A 6,452-nucleotide genomic window follows, 5' to 3' on the forward strand; every position below is an offset into this window, starting at 1 on the left:
AACAACGTTGCAATGTAGTTAAATGACGGAAAAAGTGTTTAGCCGATAAGCAGTTAGAAAAACGCTTTATCTCAGTACCAGCATTGACCGCGCTGAGCCCGTTAACTAAACGATTTACTTATGCCTGATGACGGCCAATTCCATTTTACGGAACCGGCCTCAGACGCTGAATCAGTGGGCTTCATCCCAGTTATTACCCACTCCGACTTCAACCAGTAAAGGCACGTCGAGCTGCACGCTACCTTCCATTAGCGCACGGATTTTCTGGCTGGCCTCTTCAACGGCCTCCGCTTTCACTTCGAATACCAGTTCATCGTGAACCTGCATGATCATTCTGACGGCATTGTCGTTTTGCTGTTCAAGCCATTCATCCACCGCAATCATTGCCCGCTTGATAATATCCGCTGCGGTTCCCTGCATTGGCGCATTGATCGCGGCGCGTTCTGCGGCTTTCCGGCGAATGGCGTTGCTGGATTTAATATCTGGCAGCCACAGCCGACGACCTTCCAGCGTTTCAACATAGCCGTTACTCGCCGCCAGCTGACGGGTGTTCTCCATATAGCGCAGTACGCCCGGATAACGTTCAAAGTAGAGATCCATATACTTTTTCGCTTCGCCCGCACCGATATTCAGCTGACGCGACAGGCCAAAGGCGCTCATACCATAAATCAGACCAAAGTTGATCGCTTTAGCACTGCGACGCTGTTCGCCGCTGACCTTATCCAGCGCCACACCAAACACTTCGGATGCCGTGGCACGGTGAATATCTTCGCCCTGGGCAAACGCGTCCAGCAATCCTTTATCCTGAGAGAGATGCGCCATGATACGCAGTTCAATTTGTGAATAGTCTGCCGCCACAATGCGATGGCCTTTGGCCGCGACAAATGCCTGGCGGATCCGGCGTCCTTCGTCATTACGCACCGGGATGTTTTGCAGATTCGGATCGGCAGAAGATAAGCGTCCGGTAGCGGTAACAGCCTGATGATAAGAGGTATGCACGCGCCCGCTTATCGGATTAATCATCAGCGGTAATTTATCCGTATAAGTCGACTTAAGTTTGGATAAACCGCGATGCTCCAGGATCACTTTTGGAAGTGGATAGTCGAGTGCCAGCTCAGCTAACACCTCTTCGCTGGTTGACGGCGCACCGCCTGGTGTTTTCTTTGTAGGTTTAATGCCCTGTTTTTCAAACAGGATCACCTGAAGCTGTTTGGTGGATGAGAGGTTAAAAGGCTCTCCCGCCAGCTCATGCGCTTTCAACTCAAGCTCAGCCAGTCGGGCAGTCAGCTCTTTGGAGTGTTGCGCCAGGATCGATTGATCGATTAGCACGCCATTGCGTTCTATCCGGGAGATGACGGTCAGTAACGGCATCTCAATCTGTTCGAACACTTTTTTCGGGCCCGCTTCTTTCTCCAGCTCTGGCCACATCTTCAGATGCAACTGCAGAGTCACATCGGCATCTTCGGCAGCATAATGAGCGGCCTGCTCTAACGCGATTTGATTGAACGTCAGCTGATTTTTGCCTTTACCGGCGATCTCCTGGAAGGTGACCGTTTTATGGTTAAGCCAGCGAGCGGCCAGGCTATCCATGTCATGTTTACCCACCACGCTGTTGAGAATATAGGACTCAAGCATGGTGTCGAATTTGATACCGGCCAGTTCAATATCGTAGTTCTTCAGTACGCCACGATCGTATTTCAGGTTCTGGCCCACTTTCCAGGCGTTTTCATCCTCAAGCAGAGGCTTGAGCTGTGCCAGAACGGCTGCACGATCCAGTTGATCAGGCGCATCAAGATAGTCATGAGCAACCGGCAGATAGGCGGCTTCACCGGGCGCTACTGCGAAGCTGATACCCACGATGTTAGCGCTCAGGGTATCCAGCGCGTCGGTCTCCAGATCAAAGGCAAACACTTCGCTGTTTTTCAGCTTCTCCAGCCAGCTATCAAAGTGTTCCTGATCCAGGATTGTGACATAACCTTCGCTCGGCAATACGCTGCTGGTTTCAACGACCACAGCTGGCTCATCAGCCAACGCTTTTTGCGCCTGAGTATTGTTCTTCTTGCCCTGCAGCCATTTACCGTCCTGCAGGTCACTCAGCCAGCGTTTGAACTCATAGCGACTGAACAGGGTCTGCAGTGCCTCGACATCAGGTTCAGTAACGTTGAGCTCTTCACAGGGCAGCGCCAGCTCAACGTCCGTCTTGATGGTCGCCAGCTGATAGGAAAGAAACGCCACATCACGATTCTGCTCAAGTTTGGTCGCCATGGTTTTGGCACCCCGAAAGCCGAGATCGGCCACCTTGTCCAGATTGTCATAGATCGTCTGCATGCTGCCCAGTCCCTGCAGCAGAGCCTGCGCGGTTTTTTCACCCACACCCGGCACGCCTGGGATGTTATCTGAGCTGTCGCCCATCATGGCCAGAAAATCGATGATTAAGGCGGGCGGCACACCATATTTTTGCTCAACCTCTTCGGGGCCCAGAATGGTGTTGCTCATGGTATTTATCAGCGTGATAGCTGGGGTGACCAGTTGCGCCATATCTTTGTCGCCGGTGCTAATCAGCACTGAGAGGCCTTTTTTCTCTGCTTCCAGCGCCAGCGTACCGATGACATCATCAGCTTCAACGCCGCTCACCGCCAGTAACGGCAGCCCCATCGCCCGTACCATCTCATGCAACGGCTCGATTTGCGCACGTAAGTCATCAGGCATCGGTGGACGATGAGACTTGTAGTGTTCAAACAGCTCGTCCCGGAACGTTTTGCCTTTGGCATCAAACACCACAGCAACATGACTCGGATTGTATTGCGCCAGCAGGCTTTTCAGCATGTTGAGCACACCGTACATGGCACCAGTGGGTTCACCTGCACTATTGGTCAGCGGCGGAAACGCGTGATACGCGCGATAAAGATAGGATGAGCCATCAACCAGAATGAGGGGATTTTCTGCTATTTGCGCCATAAGTCTGTGTTGTCTTCGTTGCTATGGGTTGGTCTATAAGGATGCCACAACCTGGCAGAAAGGGTGAACTAAGGCGTAGGATATGTCGCGTTTTTGACGGTTCTGGAGATAAGATCGCAACGATCATTCTGTGGATAACTTTGTGCGTAAAAATTATAACGCGCTGTTTTTCAGGATCTTAAATGATTAAACCTCAAATAAAAACCATCTATTTCATAGACTTATTTAATTTCCGTGACCCGATCGGCAATTTTAATTATGTGATCCCTTGTGTGGATATTAAATTTATGCCCTGGAGATGGACAAAATTTATGTCTCTGTTCAATAGCATAAAAAAACGCCAGCTGAGCTGGCGTTGAATGAGATGACAAAGCCTGTTACTTCTGGCTTACAAGGAATTTAACCACGTTCGCGTAGTCAGCAACGAAATTGTCCATAGAGCTGGTATCAAGGCCGCCGTTGTTCACCATATATTTGCCATTAACGAACATCGCTGGTACACCGCGCAGATCAACATCCGCAGCCGCTTTCTGCTGTTGTGCAACCAGCGCTTTTACGGCGAAGCTGTTCCATGCAGCATCATAGTCAGCAGCGGAGATACCGGCCGCTTTGACAAACGTCTCTTTCAGACTGGCAGGATCGGTGATGGTCTGTGTTTTCTGGATGCCATCAAAGATCGGTACTGTCACCTTATCTTCAACGCCCAGCGCCATCGCCACAGCCCAGGCCTGGGTCACAACCGGTCCCAGATCGCCACCAAGGAAATCGACGTGGTATTTCACCAGTTTAGTGTCAGCAGGCAGATTCTTTTTCACCGCGTCATTGACGTGATAAATACGTTCAAACTGATAGCAGTGCGGGCAGAAGAAGGAGAAGAACTCCATCACCTGAGGTTCGCCGGCCACGGGTTTCGGCAGACTGACATATTGTTTACCTTCAGTGAACTGGGCAGCGGACGCGCTGAATGCCAGCACTAAACCCATCAGAGCAAACCAAATTTTTTTCATCGTGAAAAATTCTCCTGACTACGTCATTAATATTGCGGTGTCAGCTGCAGAGGAGGTTCCTGCAACAGCTTCTCCTGCTCGGTAAAGAGTGAAATTTGCCTGCGCCAGAAATCTTCATCTGTCATCCAGGGGAAAGCGCGAGGAAAAGCGGGATCCTGCCAGCGTCGGACAACCCAGGCCAGATAATAAACCATGCGCATAGCGCGTAAAGGCTCAATCAGTGACAATTCATTAATATCAAAATCACTGAATTCACTGTAAGCCTCCAGCAGAATATCCCACTGAATACGCTGTTCCTGTCGATCGCCGCTAATCAGCATCCACAGATCCTGTACTGCCGGGCCATTACGGGCATCATCCAGATCGACAAACAGCGGTCCGTCACGCCACAGAATATTACCCGGATGGCAGTCGCCATGTAATCGTAGCGGCTGCCACGTAGTGTGCCACCGTTGCTGCAGCGTATTGCCCAGCTTATCAAGCGCCTGCAGCAGTGCGGCCTTAAGTGATGCAGGCACTAAGAGTGATTGTTCCAGAACCTGACGGGGTTCATGCAGATATTCATCCAGGCCTATGGTCGGTCGATTGCCGAATAACGTTTTGCGCCCGGTCTGATGAATGCGCCCCAGGAAGCGGCCTACCCATTCCATCTGGTCTTCATTGTCTGTCTCATATTGTCGTCCGCCCAGGCTGGGAAAGACGGCAAAGAAGAAGCCAGCGTGGCTGTGCAGTGTTTCACCCTTTAACCGCAGTGGTGCTGCGATGGGCACCTCGTCAGCCAGCAGATCGAGTGCATACTGATGCTCTTCAGCAATCTGTTCGGCACGCCAGCGCTGTGGACGATAAAACTTCGCTACATAGCGTCGTTTTTCATCATCGCTGAACTGATAAACCCGGTTCTCATAGCTGTTCAGGGCTGTCAGACCCGACTCGACGCGAATTCCTGTCTCCCAAAGCGCATCAAGCAGCACATCGGGATTCAAGGTCTGGAAGTTAAAAGCAGCGTCGCTCATCATGTTACCTGTAGTCACCCTCACATTTAACTGCCAAGGATAACACTACTCGTCCTGTTTAATGACACCCCGTGCGCGGAGCAGTGCTGTTTTGAAATCAACTTCATAGTCTTTTTTAAGGCCGGGAATTTCATCATCGCTGGCAGAGTCACGCATTTTAAGATGGTAAATTAATACATCGTCGGTTAATTCACTTAACGGGCCACGGAATCCAGATTCCTGAGCCAGTTTCTGCAAAAATGTGACCAGATTAAGGTCAGGTTCTTTTTGCCAGGCGGGTTGCAGCAACGCGATCAGCTCGTTTAAACGATGGCATTTCATTCAGGATTCTCCCGTATTCACAGTGCGTCATTAGCGAGGACACTCTCATGACAATATTAACCGGCGTCATTCTGGCCGGTGGTCAGGGCCGCCGCATGGGTGGTCAGGACAAAGGATTAGTGCACCTGAATGGCAGGCCACTTTATCAGCATGTGCTTGAACGGCTCAGGCCACAAGTAGACATTGTCATGATTAATGCCAATCGCAATATTGATCGCTATCAGTTAAGCGGGTGTCGGGTTGTTCAGGATGTTTTTGATGATTATCCGGGTCCACTGGCCGGTATCTACAGTGCGTTGATCGCCATTGACGGTGAATGGGCCGCTTTTTGCTCCTGTGATACACCTGCAGTGCCGCTTAACGTCGTGGAAAAACTGGTTGAGCAACGTGGAGACGCGCCAGCCGTCTGGGTTCGCTCACAGTCGCGCGATCACCCCACACTGGCTCTGATTCATCGTGATATGGCTGCACCTCTTTATGCCTATCTGCAGGCTGGTGAACGACGTCTTATGCACTTCCTGCGCGATCACGGTGGTCATGCAGTACTTCTGACTGACGATGAGTCTGCCTTTCGCAATATTAATACTCCCGATGATCTCAATGAGAGAGGTTGATATGTCCTTACCCTTACTAGCGATTGCGGGCTGGAGTGGAACCGGTAAAACGACGCTGTTACAGCAGGTGATACCGATTCTCAGCAGTAAAGGGATTCGTGCCGGGCTGATTAAGCACACACATCATCAGATGGATGTGGATACGCCAGGTAAAGACAGCTATCTGCTCAGAAAAGCGGGTGCCCATCAGGTGATGGTGGCCAGTTCAGAGCGATGGGCATTGATGTGTGAAACACCGGAAAAGCCGTCGATTGATCTGCCTTATCTGCTCAGCCGTATGGATCACTCTGCGCTGGAGATCGTGCTGGTTGAGGGCTTTAAAGAGGAATCCGTACCTAAAATTATTTTATGGCGTGCAGGGATCAAGGGCGGAATTGATGAACTGCTTGATGAGCATGTGATCGCTGTCGCCAGCGACCAGAAACTGGTCCTGCACGTGCCGGTTCTGGATATAAATTGCCCAAATAGCGTTGCAGATTTCATTGTGGATTGGATGGGAAAGTGCTGAAGCCGGTAAATTCAGCGTGTTTTTCACGATC

General features: G+C 50.9%; 6 protein-coding genes. 2 read left to right on the forward strand and 4 right to left on the reverse strand.

Annotated features, from left to right (window positions below):
• Positions 1-171 precede the first annotated feature (171 nt).
• The 4 genes from polA to LQK91_RS21245 all read right to left on the reverse strand — a co-directional run bounded on the left by polA (position 172) and on the right by LQK91_RS21245 (position 5,299).
• Positions 172-2,958 carry a DNA polymerase I gene (gene polA / locus LQK91_RS21230; RefSeq protein ID WP_105100096.1) on the reverse strand — a complete coding sequence of 929 codons (2,787 nt, stop codon included), beginning with the start codon at positions 2,956-2,958 and terminating at the stop codon, positions 172-174.
• 377 nt (positions 2,959-3,335) lie between these two features.
• Entirely contained in the window at positions 3,336-3,965 is a 630-nt protein-coding gene (dsbA, locus tag LQK91_RS21235) for a thiol:disulfide interchange protein DsbA (RefSeq protein WP_003850731.1), read from the reverse strand.
• 26 nt (positions 3,966-3,991) lie between these two features.
• Positions 3,992-4,978, reverse strand: coding sequence for a serine/threonine protein kinase (locus LQK91_RS21240; protein ID WP_003850729.1), 987 nt, complete (start codon positions 4,976-4,978; stop codon positions 3,992-3,994).
• Between the two features lie 45 nt (positions 4,979-5,023).
• Positions 5,024-5,299 (reverse strand): YihD family protein, encoded by a 276-nt coding sequence (locus LQK91_RS21245; RefSeq protein ID WP_003850728.1) that lies wholly within the window; start codon positions 5,297-5,299, stop codon positions 5,024-5,026.
• Positions 5,300-5,346: 47 nt separating this feature from the next.
• Between LQK91_RS21245 and mobA the strand changes: the two genes are divergently transcribed.
• On the forward strand, positions 5,347-5,913 hold the full coding sequence (gene mobA / locus LQK91_RS21250) for a molybdenum cofactor guanylyltransferase MobA (protein ID WP_003850725.1): 567 nt from the start codon (positions 5,347-5,349) through the stop codon (positions 5,911-5,913).
• A gap of 1 nt (position 5,914) precedes the next feature.
• A complete protein-coding gene (gene mobB, locus LQK91_RS21255) occupies positions 5,915-6,421 on the forward strand; it encodes a molybdopterin-guanine dinucleotide biosynthesis protein MobB (RefSeq protein ID WP_105100095.1) in 507 nt (168 codons plus the stop codon).
• The last annotated feature ends 31 nt before the right edge of the window (positions 6,422-6,452 follow it).

This window comes from Pantoea sp. MHSD4 (genome assembly GCF_021043305.1).
GTDB lineage: Bacteria > Pseudomonadota > Gammaproteobacteria > Enterobacterales > Enterobacteriaceae > Pantoea > Pantoea eucalypti.